Below are 18,123 nucleotides of genomic sequence, written 5' to 3'. Positions count from 1 at the left end.
ACGCTCCTCGCTGCCCTGGCCTATTACTTCGGCTACGTCTCGACCCGCCGATTCTTCGGTTACTTCGATGTCGACACCGATCTGCTCGGGTTCACGAGCACCGAGTACGTCATGCGCAGCGTCCAGGTGATGTATCCACAGATCGCCATATCCGTCATCCTTCTGTGGGTCGGACTCGGGATCCGCCAGCTGTTGATACGCGCGATCGTCTCGGGTCGGCAGCTACCGGCGATACGAGCGTTCGGCTGGATATGCCTCGGCGCCGGTGTCCTGTTCCTCACTTACGCCCTCGTCTCATTCCTCCCGGTTCACAAACCGGCGGTCCTCAATTCGGTGGAGGTCGCCACTTTGCTGGCAGTCGCCGGCGGGTGGGTCAGTGTGAGATATCGGCGCGCCTCGACGGGGCGACAGCGCGCGCTCGGCACGGTGGGGTGGGTGTTACTCAGCGGGGCCGCTCTCGCCCTGATCTACGCTCTGGCTGTGCTGCTCGGTCGACTGCTCGCCGGTCTGTCCTGGCTGAATCCAGCGCAGCTACCTGCTGCGCTGGGTGTCGGGGCTATTCTCGCTGCGAGCGGTACGTGGACTCTGTCTGCGATTCGAACCGGCTTTCCGCGCCGAGCCGTTATGCCTGCCGAACGCGCGAGTCAGTTCATAGCGCTTGCTGTCATAGTGCTTGCTTTGTTTTGGCTAGCGAACATCTTCGCTACCGCGTATGGAGCGCGCGATGCGGAGAATTTCGCATCGCAGGTCGTCGCGCATCCCAACGTCGTGGTGGACACCACCGAAAAACTCTACCTCAACGACCAAAAGGTCTGCGAAATCCCGATACCGGCTGATTCCAGCCAACGGTTCCTCTACCGATACAAGAATCTGCGGGAACTAGCCGCCCGCAACGATCGATGGTTCCTGGTACCCACTGACTGGCAAAAAAATAAAGGGTTCGTTCTCATCATCCCCATGCGTGACGACTCGGTACGCCTCCGAATCGAGCAGATACCCGAACACGCCACCGTCCTGTGTTCGCCCTCCTGATTCGCTCCGCCGAACCCGCGCTGTAAAGCACGCCCGCAGCATCCGCGGCATCGGTCTGGCTCGCCAGGGTTCGTCACGTTCAGCGTGCGGAACAACGTGGTGTAGGGGGATGTCGGCTTTTCCAGCCTCGAATCGCAAAACTCTTTCGCCCCATGACATTTCCCGAACACGAGCGATCCCCATGCCGGACCTGACCGCCAGCCGCGCGGACTTGCTACACCGCAGTTCATCGGCTACTCGCCGAAAACGAGTAGTTGACTACTGGCGCCGGCCATCCAGCTCCCTGAAATTATCGGCAGGAGGTTGGCCGAGGGGCCGAAACATCTGAATGACTACAGAATTATCACTCTCGACAGACAAAGGTAGGAACAGAAATGACTGGAGTTGTCGGCACTGCGATATACGGCATCAAGCCGGACGGCGATCTGCAGTGGTATCGCCACGACGGGGTCCAAAGCGGCGGCGCCTTTTGGACGGCCGGTGAAGGTGGGAAGAAGGTCAGTGGTGGCTGGGACATCTACAGCACGGTGTTCAGCGGCCGCGACAGCGGTGTGATCTATGGCATCAAGCCGAATGGTGATCTGCAGTGGTATCGCCATGATGGGTGGCAGGATGGCGGCGCCTTTTGGACGGCCGGTGAAGGTGGGAAGAAGGTCAGTGGTGGCTGGGACATCTACAGCACGGTGTTCAGCATCGGCCAGGGCGTGATCTATGGCATCAAGCCGGACGGTGATCTGCAGTGGTATCGCCACGATGGGTGGCAGGATGGCACCGCCACTTGGACGGCCGGTGCAGGCGGAAACAGGATCAGTGGTGGCTGGGATATCTACGACACGGTGTTCGGCGGCTACCTCGGTGTGATCTATGGCATCAAGCCGAATGGTGATCTGCAGTGGTATCGCCACGATGGGTGGCAGGATGGCACCGCCACTTGGACGGCCGGTGCAGGCGGAAACAGGATCAGTGGTGGCTGGAACATCTACGACACGGTGTTCAGCGGCTACGACGGCGCGATCTATGGCATAAAGCCGGACGGTGATCTGCAGTGGTATCGCCACGATGGGTGGCGGGACGGCACCGCCACTTGGACGGCCGGTGCAGGTGGGAAGAAGATCAGTGGCGGCTGGAACACCTACAGCACGGTGTTCAGCGGCGACACTTACCTGCACCTCGTCTGAGCATCCTTGACATCCAGGATTCGATATAGCCGCACAGTGGTCACCGAACCGGTCGTCCCCGGTGCCTGCGCACCCACTTTCTCACGGCCTGCGGGTACGTGATCGCGCGCCGCAATGGCCGCAAACTGCGCTACACAGTCGGCGATCCCCGGGTCCGCGATCTCATCAGGCTTGCCCGCGCCGTAGCCGCTGACAATGCGGGGTTATCGCGGCATGGCTCGGACACGCGGACGCGAGTGTGACAGTGCGGATCTATACCCATTCCCCGGACGATTTCCTGGCGGAGGCCGCGAGGACTTTGGGACAAGTTGAGACATCGAGGCCAGCTGAGGTCTCAGACGAGAAAGGCCCTGACCGCTACTGTGCTGGTCAGGGCCTTTTCATGGGTGCCCTCGGCAGGAATCGAACCTGCGGCCTTCTGCTCCGGAGGCGGTGAGCGACCTTGCAGGTCAAGGAACTACGGAGGGTGTGGCGTGCAACCTACGTGCGACATCAGTTCTTCACCACAATCGATGAGGGCAACGGCGCGGCGCTGCCTCTCGCTGCGAGCTTACTCAATGCGGAGGCGATCTCCTTGTCGCGACCATCTACCGCGTGCAGGTACCGCGACGCTGCCGCATCGGAGGCATGGCCAAGTCTCTTCTTGAGGTCGGCCAGGCTGGCGCCGGTGGATGCGGCAAGTGTCTGCCCGGTATGGCGTAGGTCATGAAAGGTCACCTTCACGCCGACGCGGGACCGGGCGCGGGTGAACGCCTTTCGGATGGCGTCTCCGCGCATCCGGGCATTGTCTTGGCCGACGAACAGCCACTTTTTCCCTGCCCACTCCTCAAGGTGAACGACTAGGTAGGGGCGTAGATGCGGCGGTATCGAGACCGGTCGCTTCCCCGCCGGCGTCTTCGGGTCCTTGTCGAACTTCCTGGGTGACTCCAGTAGTTCGACCCGATTCCGGCGCACCCAAACTTCGTTCTTATCGAGGTTGAGGTCAGTGACCGCTAGTCCGCAGATCTCACCGCGGCGAAGGCCACACCAGGCAGCCAACAGCACGGCCGCCCGGTAGCGCGGGGTGATCTGCTCGACAAGTGCTGCCACCTCAATGACTGTGGCGATCGGGCGTTCGTGGGCTTTGTCTGCGCCAGCGCCTTTGATGTTGAACGGGTTTGTCCTGATCGCGTTGTCGCGGATTGCGCAGTTCATGACTGTCCGGCCGAAGCGGTATGCCTGGGCGATGGCGGTTCGTCCTCCTTTGCCAGCGAGTGCAGCTGAGTGCCAGTCACGTATTACGGGGCCGGTGATCGCGATCAGCGGAAGGTCGAGCAGGGCGACCATGTGCAGTCTCATATTCCGGCGGCAGTCCTCGGCCCACTTCTCCCCGATGTTCGGGTTGGTCTTCAGGTACGCCGTGGCGTAGTTCCCGAACTTCTCGCGGCCAAGGTCGCCATCCATCCACACACCCTTGCTGATGTCGGATTCGACATTGACCAGCCATCGTTCCGCGTCCGTCTGTGTGCGGAACGTGTGAGGGGCATTCTGTCGCTGCCCAGATGGGCCGGTGAACGATGCTTGCCACCGGCCGGAGGGGAGTTTGCGTACCGAGCCGAAGCGGCGGCGGGAGCTCTTTGCCATCAGGCACTCACCTGTCCGCCTCGCCAGGTGATCGAGACTGGTTCGACCCGTCCAGCCTGTGCGAACTCCTCCAGGTCGCTCAGAGAGAACCGAACGTGTCGGCCGACCTTGTAGAACACGATGCGGCGCTCAGCGACCAGGCGGCGCATGAATCGCTCGGTCGTTCCTAAGTAACTGGCCGCTTGCGGGACGCTCAGGTACTTGGTTGCGGCGCGATCGTCGCCTCCGTTCATGGTGCTGTCTCCGTTTCGGTGTGGTGCGTTGGTTCGGCTGGCGGTGCGCTGGGCGACGGTCGGTGTTGCATCCGGTGCGTTGCTGTCGCGTCCGGTGCGGAGGGTGTCTCACGGTGGGACAGGCGGTGTCGCGTGGTGCGCACCGCTGTCTCGTCCGGTGCGTAAGGGGTGTCGCATGACATGTCACCGGAAGGGGCTGTGAACCGGACCGTCGCGCCCGGTGTCTCGTTGTGAGACAGCGGGTGTTGCGTGGTGTCGCATGGGTGTTGCATGACTACCGCCCCCGCTCGATCAGGTGCTGACCTGGACGTTTCTGGTTCTGATCTCGGGGCCGGTCTTGGATCAGGTCATCGAACTTGATGGCTCGGAATTCGAGGTCTGAGGGGACCGAGACAGCGGCGGTGCGCACCGTCTCAGGTGTCGCGTCACCGGTGCGTACGTGCTTGGTCATGCGACACCCCACGGTGTGAGGACCGGGATGGCCGGATCGGTGAGGTCATCGAAATCGACAGCCGCGACCCGCGTCGCACTCGTGTCGATGATGCCGTGTCGCGTAAGCGCGTCGACAGTGGTGCGCACCGTCGCGGGTTCGGTGGTTCCGGCACAGACGTACAGGAGGCCGTCGCCAGGGTCGGCGGCGGCGCGGATGGTCCGCGCCAGGGTCTCGGCGAGTTTGCTCGGCGCGGCGTCGCTGCCGCCATCGACTTTGACCGCGACCAGTGCACCGCCGAGGGTCAGCCGCCCGTCGTATGGGAATGTGCCGCGAAAGCCGTTGGTATAACGCAATTCACGTTCGGACTCCCAGTCGTAGTAACCGGTGGCGCCCAACGCGATCCGGACTTGCGCGATGGCACGGCCGCGAGCAGACCACAAGCGGGAAGGTGCCCAGTCCGGCATCCGGTGACCGAACACCTGCGCTACCGCTTTACGGGTGGGCACGATCCACTTCGGGCCAGAGGAGACCTTTGTCAACGGATGCACCATTCCGCTGTCCCGGAGCTTCGCGACCATCTCGTAGACGTGGTTGCGGCCAGTGCCGAGGAAATCGGCGAGCACATCGGGTTGCATCGCGCGGTGCTGCACCAGCGCGTAGATGGCGCATGACTCGCGCCCGGTTGGATAGAAGTATTCGTCATCGGGTGCGGTGCCGGTCATGACATGTCCTTGGGGAAGCTCGGGAGAATGGCAGCGGGCGCGGTCTTCTTGGCGGCGCGTAGGGCTTGCCGGTGGGTGAGGAAGCGTTTCCAGTCGCGGTCGATGTCGCGCAGCACAAGGTGCATATCCAGCTCTTGCAGTACGTCAGGGAGACGTTTGGCGGCGGCTTCGACGGCCTTGTGTACGTCGCCGCGATACAGGTACAGAACCCCGATCATGGGTTCTGGCTGCGCGTCGCGGGCGGCGTAGATCGCCCCGCGCAGGGCCTTGTCCATGTTGGTTTTGCTCTTGGTGGTCAACTCGACTTCGACCGCCCACCATCCGTAGGTGCCGTCCACGACTCCAAGGAACCGGCCGTCGTGAATGTGTTCGAGAGTGTCTGTGCGGGAACGGGATTGGCGAGCTTCGATTTCGGCGGTATGCCGCAACCGACGCTCCGACACCCAGTTCTTCAAGTCCGAGCCGGTCAGCATGATCCGGACCTGCGCGACCGCGCGGTAGTGCTCGCAGTGACTGACTGGAGGCGTCCACACCGTGTACGGCCGCCAACCGAGATAGCTCGCGGCCGTCTCCCCGGTCGGAACTACCCACTTCCGCCCTGCCTGTATTTCAAGCAGCTTCGACTGCACCAAACGGTCTTTCCGCAGCTGTCGCACCAGCACGTATGTGTGGCTTTCGTCCATGTTCAGGAACCAGGCCAGGACATCGAGTTGCATCCCGTACATGTCTACGAGTCCCGTGACCGCGGTCGTGTGCTGGGCCGTCGACTGCGACGATGCCCCGGATTGATCAGCGATCAGCCGATGCGCCGATGCGCGCGGCAGCCCGACCCGAGCCGCGATTTCCCGGACAGTGCAACCGTTTTCGTGCAGTACGGCGGCTTCGCCGAGCACGGTTTCGACCTTCCGCGCCGAGATGCGCAGCTGACGCGCGATCTGCTGGTAGGTCGCACCGAGGTCGCGAAGCTCCCGGATGCGCCGGTCACGCTCGGCTGGTTGCCCGACCACCCGCTCGATCCTGTTGTGGTTGATGGTCATCGGGCACGCTCCACACCGTTGCCGCGCCGGTAGGAGTTGCGCTGCTCCACCTCGTAGCGGTGGTTGGCGATCTCGTCCTGGATTTCCTCGGCGGAGCGGACGTTCCTGCGGTCGTGGTTGCCCCAAAACGACGTCGACCGTTGAAGTTCCGGCCCGTCGAGGTCGATTGCCGGGCCGTTGTCGTGTTCCACACCGCTGCCACGGCCGTAGGAGTAGTAACCCTTCCGGATCGACTGCTCAACTGGCGGGCTCGCGACACCATTACGGATCTCGTGTTCCTTGATCGGTGCTTCGGTACCGACCCAGCTCATCAACTCCCGCACCCGAGCCACCGCCTCCGCCGACCGCGGCGGCTGCGCCTGCGGTTGCTGCGCTGGGGTTTCCCCGCTGTGCTCGCTGGTGTACTGCGCCGCGAGTGCGCCGCGACCACGGCCACCAAAGCTCGTGCGGGGCTCGGGTATCGGCTTCCTGTCGCGCGGGTCGAACGGCTGCCGCAAGTCCTCGACTGTGTAGCCCGGGAACATCTGTTCCAGCACGCGGGCGTGCCACCTGCGGGGCTTGGCCTCTCCCCACAACCATCGCCTGACTTGCCGGTCACTGGGCGCGGCCTCCGCCTTCGCGCCGTCCATCTGCCCTGCGGTCCGTGCGTACTCGTCGATGAACCGCTGCTCTGTCCACTCATACTTGCGCGCAAGAGCTCTCATGACGGTTGCTGACTCGTCAGCACCGCGCCGCATCACACCAAGACCACGCTCGTTCGCCGCGGGCGGTGACGGCTGTACCGGTTCGGGTGTGCGGTCGGGCATCTCGACCGGCTCTACAGCGCCGCGGTCGTAACCGGGTCCGCCGATGATCCGCATCGATGATGGACGGTTTTCCGGAACATCCGACACCGCACGTAACCGACGATTCCGATCTCTGCCGACCTCGTCGTTCGGCGGGTGTGCTTCTACACTGGACATGCTTCTGGGCTCCAATCCCTGAAGTGCGGAAATGCTGAAGCAGCTACGAACTGCTTTGGCGCTGGCTCCCCGGTGGCTCTAACCACCGGGGAGCTTCTTGTTGACCGGGCTAACTGCCACCCAACGATCATGTCTTAAGGTCTTCATTAAGACCATGGTTAACAGTAGAGCATGAGGGCTAAAGGAGGTCAAGTCTTCGTGAAGACTAGACTTTGACGTGGATTCGACCCGCGCACAGACAGGGCACACGTGGACAACACCAGCGCATTTGCTCCTAAGTACCGCCGAATCGCGGATGCGCTACGGCGCGAGATTGGCGACGGCGTACTGGGACCGGGCCAGCGGATACCGACTGAACCTGAACTGGCCGAGCGATTTAACGTCAGCCTGCCGACGGTCCGTCAGGCGCTCAGCGTGCTCCGCTCAGAGGGTCTTCTCGAATCTCGCCACGGGATCGGGTCGTTCGTCAAAGAGACAAATCGGCTACAACGATCGGGCTGGCGACACTACGGCCGGGCGAGGGTCGACCAGAAACTACTCACGCCACACCTGCGGCACGAGATCGTCGCCGCAGGGGTTGAGCCAGTTCCCAGCCATGTAGCGGACCTTTTTCCGGAGGGCACAACGCATGTTGTCACGCGCCGCCGACACCTGTTCGACAAAGCCACGGGCCGTCCGGAAGAGATCGGAGCAAGCTACATACCGATGGAGTTCGCGGCCGGGACCTACTTGGAAGAACCCTCGGTAGTGCCGAAAGCGCTGTTCCTCTGCATCGAGGAACTATCAGGCAAGCAGTACGCAAGAGCTCAGGATCGCCTGATAGCAAGACTTGCGACTGCCGACGAACTGACGGTGCTTGAGCTTGCCCCTGGTTCGCCAGTGGTTCACGTCGTTCATTGTGTGACGGCCGAAGATGGGACAGTTCTCGAGGTTGCCGAGAACGTCTGGCCCGCCGAACGAACAGTGATCGTGAACGAGTATCCGATCACAACCGCGTGAGAGCGGTTTAGGGGCGGTTTCGGGTTTCGTGGGTGTTGGCTCTGTTGAGAATGTTGGCTGAACTGGCCATTCGCTGTTGATGCCTATGCATCAACCGTCGGACCGGACTTGACGCTTATGCATCAATCCGCCCCGGCTGCCTCTTCTGTTGTGGTCCTCTACCGCTTGGCACGATCCGCGGTCGCGCTACGGGCTGTTCCCTGCGCTACTCGCGGCTTCTAACCACCGCTTCCGCACCTGACTCAACCACCGACATCCCTAAACCGCCGCTTCCGCACCTGACTCAGCCACCTACCCAACCCCCTCTTTGTGGTCTCTCTTCCTCACTTCTAACTTTCACTACCTCTACTTACTGAACCCCTGGCTCTTGCTCTCCCCGTTCCTGATTCTCTATGAACAGCGAAGCCATAGAGAATCAGGAACGGGGAGAGCAAGAGCCTGCGCCGAAGGCGCAGGTCAACGCAAGATTGGGAGGACTGTCCCGCACTTCGACGGGACTAAACGTCTTCGGGACATCTTCGAGACATCTTCGGGACAACTGCGAGACAAATGATCTTGTAACCGGGCGCGCGACGGGCGGCCGGTGCTGGTTGTACGGCGGCCTTCACGTACGACGGGGGAGAGCTGTCGTCGATAATTCACCGAGCGCAGCATCGAGCGCCTGGCCGGAGCCCGACCTGCGATGCCCGTGCGCCCGGCGTGCGACATATGTGCGACACACACGGGACGAATAGGGCGAATCACGGATACTCCCGGTAACTGCGCAACCTCGCGATTTGGGACGTAAAAAGGCCACCTACCAGTGCTTTTGGTAGGTGGCCTATGTGCCCTCGGCAGGAATCGAACCTGCGGCCTTCTGCTCCGGAGGCAGACGCTCTATCCCCTGAGCTACGAGGGCGGGATAGATCTCGGTCGGGCGCCTGGTAGGGCAGCCGATCGGGCGGGGCAAGCGTATCGCATCGGCAGCTGTCCGCCAAAAAGTGCGCCGGGCCGGGTGGTTCGCAGGTTCGTACCCGGCGCAGATCGCGCTTACGTCATCGGGAGAGGTGTTGCGCCGCGGGCGGCGAGCATGGTGGTCATCAGTTGGGCTTCGCCGCGCTGGGTTGTTTCCATGGTGCTTGCCAGGCTGCGTATGGCGGTGGTTTCGGCGTGCTGGGCCGCGTATTGGATCATCGACATGCCGCCCTGGTGATGGCGCAGCATCAGCTGCAGGAACATCGTGTCCAGTGTCGAACCGGTGGCCTGGCGCAGCGCCGTCATTTCCGCATTTGTCGCCATGCCGGGCATGGTCGGCATCGGGCCGGACATGGGATGGCCCGCAGTACTGCCGGCGTGGTCGTGGCCGCCGTCGGTGGGTTCGGTCATCCAGCCCATGTAGCCGTCGGCGTTCTGCATCGACTTGCCCCACAGTTGCAGCCAGCCCTGCAGTCGGCCGATCTGGGCCTGCTGGGTGGTCAGGATGTCGTAGGCGAGCCTGCGTACGTCGTTGTCGGTGGAGCCGATGAGTGCGACGCCCGCCATATCGACCGCTTGGGCATGGTGGGCCGACATGTCCTGGCCGAAACCGATATCGACGGCGCTCGGGTCGGGTTCGGCGTTGCGGTCCAGCGGAATCCGGGCCAGGACGCCGACGGCGAAACCGATGAGCAGGATGCCGATCGCACCGATGACCGCCAGTGCGGTGCGCTGGCGGCGGAACTGCGCGCCCAAACCGGTGCCGTCGTCATTGCTGGAGGCGGTGGCGGGGTCTGGCTCGGTCGAACCGGCGTTGTCGTCATTGCTGGAGGCGGTGGCGGGGTCTGGCTCGGTCGAACCGGTGTCGTCGTCACTGCCGGAAGCGTCGGCCGGTTCCGGCTCGGTGCCAATGTTGGTGTCGGCGGGCATCTACTGACCTGTCGTCGGTTGACCGGGTGCGGGTTGCATCGGGATCTGCGCACCCGGCAGGCCCGGCGCACCGGGAAGGCCAGGCGCACCGGGAAGCCCGGGAACGCCTGGAAGCCCGGGAACGCCTGGAACACCCGGGATTCCACCGGGCAGGCCGCCACCGAGTTCGGTCTGATCGGGCTCGAGGCCCTTGCCGTCCATCGGCACCGCATTCGGTCCCGGCGGGGTCGGATCGAACGGCAGCGGGTTATTTGCGTCGAACGACGGGTTGGAGCAACTCGCGCCTACTTCGGGATAGGCGTACTGGTTGGCGCGCAGCGACGTGAGGAACTGGTTGACCCGCTTGTCGTCCGCGCTGTCCACGTTCAGCCGGTGGCCCCAGGACTGCAACGACACCGCCGATTCCAAGCCGGGGTAGGGCGACATCAGCGTCTGTTGCTTGCCCTCGACCTTTTTCTTCAGCGTGTCGACCCCGGCCGCGTCGACCTTGTCCGGGTTGTAGGTGATCCACACCGCGCCGTGCTCGAGCGAGTGCACCGCGTTCTCCACCCGGATCGGCTTGCTGTACACCACACCGGTGCAGTTCGCCCAGGCCTGATCGTGCGGGCCGCCGAACGGCGGGCTCTGGTCGTAGGCCACCCGCTGGGCGCCCGAGACGTGCAGACCGGCCGGGTACTCCTGCTTGATCACGCCCGGGATCTGATCCGAGGGGTCTTTGCGCTGGGCAGTCGGCGTGAACTTCTCGAGGTCGGCCTTATCCCGGTACTTCGGGACCAGGCTGTAGGCGAGCACACCGACCAATGCGATGATGACCGCGGCAGCGCCGATGGCCAGCCACGGGATCTGGCGCTTCTTGCTGAGCGGGTTCTTGCCGCCGCCCTTCTTGCGCGAAGACGATGACTTCCCGGCGGCCCGGACGGCCTTGGCCGATTTGGCACTTGTGCTCGGCATTGCTCGTTGTGCTCTTTCGACGTGATGGATCCGCTGGCAGTGCGGTGCCCACTCGAGGTGTACACCCGCCCAGACCATAGGATAGAGACTCGTGACTCCAGCTGACCTTGCAGATCTCCTTCGCGCAACTGCGGCGAAGGTGCTTGTCGAACGTGGACTGGACCCTGCGGTCCTGCCCGACGAGGTCAATGTGGAGCGCCCCCGTAATCCGGAACACGGTGACTATGCCACGAATGTGGCGATGCAGGTCGGCAAGCGGGCCGGAACGAATCCACGCGAATTGGCGGCCTGGCTCGCCTCGGCGCTGGCCGCGACCGACGGCATCGACTCCGCCGACGTGGCAGGCCCCGGCTTCCTGAATATCCGGCTCGCCGCGTCCGCGCAGGGTGCGATCGTCGCGCAGGTGCTTGCGGCAGGTGCGGGTTACGGCACGTCGGAGGCGTTGACCGGAACCCGCATCAACCTCGAGTTCGTGTCGGCCAACCCGACCGGCCCCGTGCATCTCGGCGGTACCCGCTGGGCCTCGGTCGGTGACGCGCTCGGCCGGATCCTGGCCGCGCAGGGCGCCGACGTCACCCGCGAGTACTACTTCAACGATCACGGCGCGCAGATCGACCGGTTCGCCAAGTCGCTGGTCGCCGCGGCCACCGGCGCGCCGACTCCGGAGGGCGGCTACGCGGGCGTCTACATCGGCGAGATCGCCGACAAGATCGTCGCCGCGCATCCGGAGGCGCCGGCGCTGCCGGAGGCCGAGCAGCTCGAGCTGTTCCGCGCTGAGGGCGTCGAGCTGATGTTCGCCCAGATCAGGGCGTCGCTGCACGAGTTCGGCACCGATTTCGACGTCTACTTCAACGAGAGCTCGCTGTTCGAGTCCGGCGCGGTCGAGCAGGCCGTCACGAAGCTCAAGGATTCCGGCGATCTATACCAGAAGGACGGCGCGTGGTGGATCGCCAGCTCTGAATACGGTGACGACCAGGATCGCGTAGTTATCAAGAGTGACGGCCACGCGGCCTATATCGCGGGTGACATCGCCTACTTCCAGAACAAGCGGGCCCGCGGCTTCGACCTGTGCATCTACATGCTCGGTGCCGACCACCACGGCTACATCGGCCGGTTGAAGGCCGCCGCCGCCGCGTTCGGCGACGACCCCGCCACTGTCGAGGTGCTCATCGGGCAGATGGTGAACCTGGTCAAAGACGGCGCCGCGGTGAAGATGAGCAAGCGTGCGGGCACCGTCGTCACCCTCGACGACCTCGTCGAGGCGATCGGGGTCGACGCGTCCCGTTATGCGCTGGTGCGCAGTTCGGTGAACTCGAGCATCGACATCGATCTGAACCAGTGGACCAGCGCGAACAACGAAAACCCCGTCTACTACGTGCAATACGCGCACGCCCGGCTGTCCTCGCTGGCGCGCAACGCTGTGGATCTCGGGGTGACCATCGACAACCCGGACTTCGGATTGCTCGCCACCGAGCACGAAGGCGAACTGATCCGCACGATCGGCGAATACCCGCGGGTGGTGGCCAGCGCCGCCGGTCTGCGTGAACCACACCGGGTCGCCCGCTATCTGGAGGAGCTGGCAGGCGCCTATCACCGGTTCTACGGCGCATGCCAGGTGCTGCCCAAGGGTGACGAGCAGCCGACGCCGCTGCATACGGCACGGCTTGCGCTGTGCGAAGCCACCCGGCAGGTACTTGCCAACGGCCTCGGGCTGCTCGGCGTCAGCGCACCGGAGCGCATGTGAACCGGCTATCGGTGTTCGAGACGAGCAGTGCGAGGAAGGAAAATCAGTGAGCGCGCATCCAGCCGGACCCCGGCACGCCGAGATCCCACACGCCCCCAATCTGGCGGAGCGCCCGCGTGATCCGAAGCAGATGATCGACCTGCCCGCGAATGTATGGCCGCGCAACGCTTCCCGCGACGCCGACGGCATTGTGCGGCTGGCCGGTGTGCCGGTGCGCGATCTGGCCACGCAGTTCGGTACCCCGCTGTTCGTGGTGGACGAGGACGATTTCCGTTCCCGCTGCCGCGATATGGTGCGCGCGTTCGGCTCGAATGCGCGAGTTCATTACGCGTCCAAGGCGTTCCTGTGTGGCGAGATCGCCCGCTGGATCCGCGACGAAGGCCTCTCGCTGGACGTGTGCTCCGGCGGCGAACTCGCCGTCGCGCTGCACGCGGGCTTCCCGGCCGAGCGAATCGCGTTGCACGGCAACAACAAATCCGTAGTCGAGCTCGAGGCGGCAGTCGCCGCTGGGGTCGGGCACGTGGTGGTCGACTCGCTGATCGAGATCGATCGCCTCGAGGTCGTCGCAGGCCGCGCCGGCGTGGTGCAGGACGTGCTGGTCCGCGTCACCGTCGGCGTGGAAGCCCATACGCACGAATACATTTCGACCGCGCACGAGGACCAGAAGTTCGGTTTCTCCATTGCCGGTGGCGACGCGATGGAGGCGCTTGCCCGGGTGTTCGAGGCCGACAACCTGCGTCTGGTCGGTCTGCACTCGCACATCGGGTCGCAGATCTTCGAGCTCGACGGCTTCGAGATCGCCGCCCGCCGGATGCTCGGCCTGCTGCGTGCCGCTGTCGACAAGTTCGGCATCGAGCGCACCGCGCAGATCTCCACGCTGGATCTCGGTGGCGGCCTTGGTATTTCGTACCTGCCGAACGATGACCCGCCGCCGCTGGACGAATTCGCCACGAGCTTGCGCAAGCTGGTCGGCGAGGAGGCGGACCGTGCCGGTCTGCCCGAGCCGACCGTCGCGGTGGAGCCGGGTCGCGCCATCGCCGGACCGGGCACCGTGACCCTGTACGAGGTCGGCACCATCAAGGACGTCTCGCTGGACGGCGGACTGAGCAGGCGCTACGTCAGCGTGGACGGCGGCATGAGCGACAACATCCGCCCCGCGCTGTATCAGGCGGACTACGACTGCCGTCTGGTCTCGCGCTCGTCGGAGGCCGATCCCGTCGTCGCCCGGGTCGTCGGAAAGCATTGTGAGAGTGGCGATATCGTTATTCGCGACACCTGGATGCCCGCCGATGTCGGCCCAGGCGATCTGGTCGCGGTCGCCGCCACCGGCGCGTACTGCTATTCGATGTCCAGCCGGTACAACCAGCTGACTCGTCCGGCGGTCGTCGCGGTCCGCGACGGCGTTGCGCGACTCATTCTGCGCCGGGAAACGGTGGCGGACCTGCTCAGCCTGGAGGTGGAATCATGACCAATGCCGCGAAGCAAGGCACATGGGGAACCGATCGTCCGATCGGGGTCGCGGTCCTCGGGATGGGCAATGTCGGCACCGAGGTGGTGCGCATTCTGCGCGACCACGCCGATGACCTGCGCTCACGCGTCGGCGCGCCGGTCGTGCTTCGCGGTGTCGCGGTGCGCAACCTGGACACCGACCGCGGAGTCCCGGCCGAACTGCTGACCACCGACGCGGACGCGCTGGTCGCCCGCGACGATGTCGACGTGGTCGTCGAGGTCATCGGCGGTATCGATCCGCCGCGCAGGCTGATCCTGGCCGCGCTGAACGCGGGCAAGTCCGTGGTGACCGCGAACAAGGCGTTGCTGGCCGACTACACCGGTGAGCTGGCCGCGGCCGCCGAGCGCAGCCGCGCCGACCTGTACTTCGAGGCCGCCGTCGCAGGCGCCATCCCGGTGGTGCGTCCCCTCATCCAGTCGCTGGCCGGTGATCGGGTGAACAAGGTCGTCGGCATCGTCAACGGCACCACCAACTTCATTCTGTCCGCGATGGACGAGACGGGCGCCGACTACTCGGCCACCCTCGCCGAGGCCACCCGCCTCGGTTACGCCGAGGCCGACCCGACCGCCGACGTCGAGGGCTACGACGCCGCGGCGAAGGCCGCGATCCTGGCCTCGCTGGCATTCCACACCAGGGTCACCGCGGCCGATGTGTTCCGCGAGGGCATCTCGGCGATCTCCGCGGAGGACCTGGAGACCGCGTCCGCGCTGGATTGCACCGTCAAACTGCTCGCTATCTGTGAGCGGGTCGGCGCGGGCCCCGGTGAGCCGGGCCCGGAAGACGGCGGCAAGGAGCGCGTCTCGGTGCGCGTCTACCCGGCACTCATCCCGCGCAAGCACCCGCTGGCCGCGGTGAGCGGCGCGTTCAACGCCGTGGTCGTCGAGGCGGAGAACGCGGGGCGGTTGATGTTCTACGGCCAGGGCGCTGGCGGCGCTCCGACGGCGTCCGCGGTCCTCGGTGATCTGGTGATGGCCGCGCGCAACAAGTTCTACGGTGGCCGCGCTCCCGGCGAATCGGTTTATGCTGAGCTACCGATTGCGCCGATCGGCGATACGCCGACCCGATACCACGTGAACCTGCAGGTCGAAGACCGTCCCGGGGTTCTGGCCAAGGTGGCGGGTGAGTTCGCCAAGCACGGAGTGAGCATCTCGACCGTCCGCCAGGAAGGGCACGGCAACGGTGCGCGCCTCGTGGTTGTCACCCATCACGCGGTGGAGTCGGCGCTCGCGGACACCGTGGCCGCACTTGCGGAGATGGAGTCCGTCACATCAGTGACCAGTGTTCTGAGATTGGAAGGCACCGAAGAATGAGTACGACTGGCGTCGCGCCGCAGGCAGGAGTGCACTCCCGCTGGCCGGGGCTGATCGCGGCCTATCGCGATCGACTCGCTGGCGCAGCCGACTGGGAGCCGGTCACCCTTTTCGAGGGCGGCACCCCGCTGGTGCCCGCGCCGCACCTGTCCGAGCTGACCGGGTGTGATGTGTATCTCAAGGTCGAGGGACTGAACCCGACGGGTTCGTTCAAGGACCGCGGGATGACGATGGCGATCACCGACGCCAAATACCGCGGCCAGACCGCCGTGCTGTGTGCCTCCACCGGCAACACCTCGGCCTCGGCCGCGGCCTACGCGACCCGCGCCGGCATGACCTGCGCCGTGCTGATCCCGCAGGGCAAGATCGCCATGGGCAAGCTCGCCCAGGCCGTCATGCTCGGCGCGAAGATCATCCAGGTCGAGGGCAATTTCGACGACTGCCTGGAGCTGGCGCGCAAGGTGACCGCGGATTTCCCGAGCATCGGACTGGTGAACTCGGTGAACCCGGCTCGTATCGAGGGGCAGAAGACCGCGTCGTTCGAGATCTGCGATGTGCTCGGCCGGGCGCCGGACGTGCACGCGCTCCCGGTGGGCAACGCGGGCAATATCACCGCCTACTGGCGCGGTTACCGCGAGTACTACGCCGACGGCATCACCACGCAGCTGCCGAGGATGCTCGGTGTGCAGGCCGCGGGCGCCGCACCGCTGGTCAATGGCGCCCCGGTCAAGGACCCGGAGACCATCGCGACCGCCATCCGGATCGGCGCCCCCGCGTCCTGGAACGGCGCGATGGAAGCCAAGGAGCAGTCCGGCGGCGCCTTCCGCGCCGCCACCGACGAGGAAATCCTGGAGGCGTACCGGTTGGTCGCCGCCAGCGAGGGTGTCTTCGTCGAACCTGCTTCGGCGGCCAGCATCGCCGGGCTGCTCGCGGCCCGCAAGGAGGGCTGGCTGGATTCCGGCCTGACCGTGGTGTGCACCGTAACCGGTAACGGGCTCAAGGATCCCGACACAGCGCTATTGGGAATACCGCAGGTCCAAGCCATTCCGGTCGATCCGGTCGCGGTGGCCGCCGAGCTAGAGCTGGCCTGAGTTGAGTGCGCGGGAAAGTCAACTGCGTGAGCGGGCCGCGGTCGTGACACGGACGCTGCCCGCTGGGTTGTCCGTGCTCGCACGGGTGCCTGCCTCCAGTGCGAACCTGGGGCCCGGATTCGATTCGCTCGGTATGGCATTGGGCATCTACGACGAGATCGAGGTGCGCACTACCGATTCCGGCCTGACGATCCGGGTGGAGGGCGAGGGCGCCGACGACGTGCCGTGGGGCCCTTCGCATCTCGTGGTGCGCGCCATCGAGCGTGGCCTGGAATCCGCGGGCGTGTGGGCCGACGGCCTCGATGTGGTGTGCCGCAACGTGATTCCGCATTCGCGTGGTCTCGGTTCGTCCGCCTCCGCGGTGGTCGGCGGGCTGGCCGCGGGCTGCGCCCTTGCCGCGAAACTGGATCCCGCGCTGGCCACCGGTACCGACCAATTGGTGCAGCTGGCTTCGGAATTCGAAGGACATCCGGACAACGCGGCCGCCAGCGTCCTGGGCGGTGTGGTGGTGTCCTGGACCGAGACCGATCGCCCCGCCGATGCGGGCGCGGACGGCACCGCGGCCGCACCGACCCGTATCTACCGTGCGGTGCGCCTCGAGCCGCATCCGGAGCTGCGTGCGGTGGTGCTCATTCCCGAGGAGCGCTCGTCCACCGCACACACCCGTGGTCTGCTGCCCGAGGTCGTGCCGCACGGCGACGCCGCGTTCAACGTCAGCAGGGCCGCGCTCGCGGTGGTCGCGCTGACCGAGCGCCCGGATCTGCTGCTGCCCGCGACCGCGGATCGGCTGCATCAGGCTCAGCGTGCGCCCGCGTTGCCGCTGACCACCGCCTGGATCCACCGGCTGCGTGCGGCCGGTATCGCGGCGATGGTTTCCGGTGCCGGTCCGACCGTACTGGCCCTTATTACCAGCGAATTCCCCCGGGAACTCCGCGAACTGGCGGCCGCGGAAGGCCTGCGGGTGGTCGAGCCGGGGCTCGCGGAAGGCGTCCAGGTCGACTGACGGCGAGTCTGCCTTGCCGAGGTTGACAGTTGCCAGCTATCCTGAGCGAGTCCGTACATCGTGCGCATCAGACGCCGGTGCTTCATCAGGGCAATCGCTCCAGCAGGCTCCAGGCTCGAGCCTCCAGGCCATGGGGGTGCTGCGTAGCTGCGCAACTGGAATGATCTCACCCACCTTTCACCAGTTGGTGGCGAAGCCGCCGGTCCGGCGGGGCAGGTGATACGGCACAAGCGACCGGCTGGACGGATGTCCGGCGGTTGTACTCCGAGTTCGGCACAGTGCCCGGACTGCGGAACAAACCCTCGAAATAGCACACGGCAATCGAGGGAAGGAAAGGATTTCCGTGACAGATACGGACCTGCTCGCGACACCCGGGGTGGAATCCAACCCAACGACCCCGGGCGACCGCGA

Annotated in this window: 16 protein-coding genes and 1 tRNA gene; 8 read left to right on the top strand and 9 right to left on the bottom strand. The window is 65.1% G+C overall.

Annotation, left to right across the window (positions count from 1 at the left end; translation table 11 throughout):
* Positions 1-111: 111 nt before the first annotated feature.
* Positions 112-1,032, top strand: coding sequence for a hypothetical protein (locus tag ACFQZZ_RS29725; protein WP_378687349.1), 921 nt, complete (start codon positions 112-114; stop codon positions 1,030-1,032).
* A gap of 374 nt (positions 1,033-1,406) precedes the next feature.
* Positions 1,407-2,210 carry a tachylectin-related carbohydrate-binding protein gene (locus ACFQZZ_RS29720; RefSeq protein WP_378687347.1) on the top strand — a complete coding sequence of 268 codons (804 nt, stop codon included), beginning with the start codon at positions 1,407-1,409 and terminating at the stop codon, positions 2,208-2,210.
* Between the two features lie 492 nt (positions 2,211-2,702).
* On the opposite strand, the gene ACFQZZ_RS29715 is transcribed toward ACFQZZ_RS29720, so the two are convergent.
* The 6 genes from ACFQZZ_RS29715 to ACFQZZ_RS29690 form a co-directional block, all read right to left on the bottom strand.
* Positions 2,703-3,833: a tyrosine-type recombinase/integrase gene (locus tag ACFQZZ_RS29715; protein WP_378687345.1), complete on the bottom strand. Its 1,131-nt coding sequence runs from the start codon at positions 3,831-3,833 to the stop codon at positions 2,703-2,705.
* A complete protein-coding gene (locus tag ACFQZZ_RS29710) occupies positions 3,833-4,066 on the bottom strand; it encodes a helix-turn-helix domain-containing protein (RefSeq protein WP_378687343.1) in 234 nt (77 codons plus the stop codon). Before ACFQZZ_RS29710 ends, ACFQZZ_RS29715 begins: the two co-directional genes overlap by 1 nt.
* Before the next feature lie 274 nt (positions 4,067-4,340).
* Complete coding sequence (locus tag ACFQZZ_RS29705; protein ID WP_378687341.1) at positions 4,341-4,517, bottom strand: hypothetical protein; 177 nt, start codon at positions 4,515-4,517, stop codon at positions 4,341-4,343.
* Positions 4,514-5,221 (bottom strand): hypothetical protein, encoded by a 708-nt coding sequence (locus tag ACFQZZ_RS29700; RefSeq protein WP_378687339.1) that lies wholly within the window; start codon positions 5,219-5,221, stop codon positions 4,514-4,516. The genes ACFQZZ_RS29705 and ACFQZZ_RS29700 overlap by 4 nt, the downstream gene beginning before the upstream one ends.
* Positions 5,218-6,258: a helix-turn-helix domain-containing protein gene (locus ACFQZZ_RS29695; RefSeq protein WP_378687337.1), complete on the bottom strand. Its 1,041-nt coding sequence runs from the start codon at positions 6,256-6,258 to the stop codon at positions 5,218-5,220. The genes ACFQZZ_RS29700 and ACFQZZ_RS29695 overlap by 4 nt, the downstream gene beginning before the upstream one ends.
* Entirely contained in the window at positions 6,255-7,220 is a 966-nt protein-coding gene (locus tag ACFQZZ_RS29690; RefSeq protein WP_378687335.1) for a hypothetical protein, read from the bottom strand. Before ACFQZZ_RS29690 ends, ACFQZZ_RS29695 begins: the two co-directional genes overlap by 4 nt.
* 249 nt (positions 7,221-7,469) lie before the next feature.
* Here ACFQZZ_RS29690 and ACFQZZ_RS29685 point away from each other — a divergent pair, with 249 nt between their 5' ends.
* Positions 7,470-8,219: a GntR family transcriptional regulator gene (locus tag ACFQZZ_RS29685; RefSeq protein ID WP_378687333.1), complete on the top strand. Its 750-nt coding sequence runs from the start codon at positions 7,470-7,472 to the stop codon at positions 8,217-8,219.
* An 825-nt stretch (positions 8,220-9,044) separates the two neighbouring features.
* Here ACFQZZ_RS29685 and ACFQZZ_RS29680 read toward each other — a convergent pair.
* From ACFQZZ_RS29680 to ACFQZZ_RS29670, 3 genes are all read right to left on the bottom strand, one after another.
* Positions 9,045-9,117 (bottom strand) — tRNA-Arg (locus ACFQZZ_RS29680).
* A gap of 131 nt (positions 9,118-9,248) precedes the next feature.
* Positions 9,249-10,103 carry a DUF305 domain-containing protein gene (locus ACFQZZ_RS29675; RefSeq protein WP_378687332.1) on the bottom strand — a complete coding sequence of 285 codons (855 nt, stop codon included), beginning with the start codon at positions 10,101-10,103 and terminating at the stop codon, positions 9,249-9,251.
* On the bottom strand, positions 10,104-11,054 hold the full coding sequence (locus ACFQZZ_RS29670) for a DUF3105 domain-containing protein (RefSeq protein WP_378687330.1): 951 nt from the start codon (positions 11,052-11,054) through the stop codon (positions 10,104-10,106).
* 91 nt (positions 11,055-11,145) lie between these two features.
* Between ACFQZZ_RS29670 and argS the strand changes: the two genes are divergently transcribed.
* The 5 genes from argS to thrB are packed head-to-tail and all read left to right on the top strand — an operon-like array spanning position 11,146 to position 17,712.
* Positions 11,146-12,798 (top strand): arginine--tRNA ligase, encoded by a 1,653-nt coding sequence (argS, locus tag ACFQZZ_RS29665; protein WP_378687329.1) that lies wholly within the window; start codon positions 11,146-11,148, stop codon positions 12,796-12,798.
* 46 nt (positions 12,799-12,844) lie between these two features.
* A complete protein-coding gene (lysA, locus tag ACFQZZ_RS29660; RefSeq protein WP_378687327.1) occupies positions 12,845-14,266 on the top strand; it encodes a diaminopimelate decarboxylase in 1,422 nt (473 codons plus the stop codon).
* Positions 14,263-15,618 (top strand): homoserine dehydrogenase, encoded by a 1,356-nt coding sequence (locus ACFQZZ_RS29655; RefSeq protein WP_378687325.1) that lies wholly within the window; start codon positions 14,263-14,265, stop codon positions 15,616-15,618. The genes lysA and ACFQZZ_RS29655 overlap by 4 nt, the downstream gene beginning before the upstream one ends.
* Complete coding sequence (gene thrC, locus ACFQZZ_RS29650; RefSeq protein WP_378687323.1) at positions 15,615-16,709, top strand: threonine synthase; 1,095 nt, start codon at positions 15,615-15,617, stop codon at positions 16,707-16,709. The genes ACFQZZ_RS29655 and thrC overlap by 4 nt, the downstream gene beginning before the upstream one ends.
* Positions 16,710-16,752: 43 nt before the next feature.
* Entirely contained in the window at positions 16,753-17,712 is a 960-nt protein-coding gene (gene thrB, locus ACFQZZ_RS29645) for a homoserine kinase (RefSeq protein WP_378688007.1), read from the top strand.
* Positions 17,713-18,123 lie beyond the last annotated feature (411 nt).

Origin of the sequence: Nocardia sp. GCM10030253 (assembly GCF_042675075.1) — a bacterium.
Classification (GTDB): Bacteria; Actinomycetota; Actinomycetes; order Mycobacteriales; family Mycobacteriaceae; genus Nocardia.
Note: the sequence above shows the minus strand (reverse complement) of the source record. Positions and strands in the feature narration are given on the sequence as shown.

Excerpts from the sequence above, each read along its gene's own strand:
- ACFQZZ_RS29725 (WP_378687349.1), top strand. The coding sequence starts at position 112 with ATGCGCAGCGTCCAGGTGATGTATCCACAGATCGCCATATCCGTCATC.
- ACFQZZ_RS29720 (WP_378687347.1), top strand. The coding sequence starts at position 1,407 with ATGACTGGAGTTGTCGGCACTGCGATATACGGCATCAAGCCGGACGGC.
- ACFQZZ_RS29715 (WP_378687345.1), bottom strand. The coding sequence starts at position 3,833 with ATGGCAAAGAGCTCCCGCCGCCGCTTCGGCTCGGTACGCAAACTCCCC.
- ACFQZZ_RS29710 (WP_378687343.1), bottom strand. The coding sequence starts at position 4,066 with ATGAACGGAGGCGACGATCGCGCCGCAACCAAGTACCTGAGCGTCCCG.
- ACFQZZ_RS29705 (WP_378687341.1), bottom strand. The coding sequence starts at position 4,517 with ATGACCAAGCACGTACGCACCGGTGACGCGACACCTGAGACGGTGCGC.
- ACFQZZ_RS29700 (WP_378687339.1), bottom strand. The coding sequence starts at position 5,221 with ATGACCGGCACCGCACCCGATGACGAATACTTCTATCCAACCGGGCGC.
- ACFQZZ_RS29695 (WP_378687337.1), bottom strand. The coding sequence starts at position 6,258 with ATGACCATCAACCACAACAGGATCGAGCGGGTGGTCGGGCAACCAGCC.
- ACFQZZ_RS29690 (WP_378687335.1), bottom strand. The coding sequence starts at position 7,220 with ATGTCCAGTGTAGAAGCACACCCGCCGAACGACGAGGTCGGCAGAGAT.
- ACFQZZ_RS29675 (WP_378687332.1), bottom strand. The coding sequence starts at position 10,103 with ATGCCCGCCGACACCAACATTGGCACCGAGCCGGAACCGGCCGACGCT.
- ACFQZZ_RS29670 (WP_378687330.1), bottom strand. The coding sequence starts at position 11,054 with ATGCCGAGCACAAGTGCCAAATCGGCCAAGGCCGTCCGGGCCGCCGGG.
- ACFQZZ_RS29655 (WP_378687325.1), top strand. The coding sequence starts at position 14,263 with ATGACCAATGCCGCGAAGCAAGGCACATGGGGAACCGATCGTCCGATC.
- thrC (WP_378687323.1), top strand. The coding sequence starts at position 15,615 with ATGAGTACGACTGGCGTCGCGCCGCAGGCAGGAGTGCACTCCCGCTGG.